This is a genomic window from Bacillus cereus group sp. N14, assembly GCF_016483555.1.
GTDB lineage: Bacteria > Bacillota > Bacilli > Bacillales > Bacillaceae_G > Bacillus_A > Bacillus_A wiedmannii.
In genome coordinates this window covers 1-451 of the sequence record NZ_JAEHBQ010000063.1, presented here as the reverse complement: position 1 = coordinate 451, position 451 = coordinate 1, and the positions used below count along the sequence as shown (strand labels likewise).

Here is a 451-nt window from a genome sequence, read left to right as displayed (position 1 = left end):
CTCTAAGGTGACTGCCGGTGACAAACCGGAGGAAGGTGGGGATGACGTCAAATCATCATGCCCCTTATGACCTGGGCTACACACGTGCTACAATGGACGGTACAAAGAGCTGCAAGACCGCGAGGTGGAGCTAATCTCATAAAACCGTTCTCAGTTCGGATTGTAGGCTGCAACTCGCCTACATGAAGCTGGAATCGCTAGTAATCGCGGATCAGCATGCCGCGGTGAATACGTTCCCGGGCCTTGTACACACCGCCCGTCACACCACGAGAGTTTGTAACACCCGAAGTCGGTGGGGTAACCTTTATGGAGCCAGCCGCCTAAGGTGGGACAGATGATTGGGGTGAAGTCGTAACAAGGTAGCCGTATCGGAAGGTGCGGCTGGATCACCTCCTTTCTATGGAGAATTGATGAACGCTGTTCATCAATATAAGTTTCCGTGTTTCGTTTT

The 451-nt window shown here is 52.1% G+C and carries 1 rRNA gene; it reads left to right on the top strand.

What is annotated here, in order from left to right:
* Window positions 1-397 (top strand): 16S ribosomal RNA (locus JDS82_RS29035); the annotation flags it as partial.
* Window positions 398-451 lie beyond the last annotated feature (54 nt).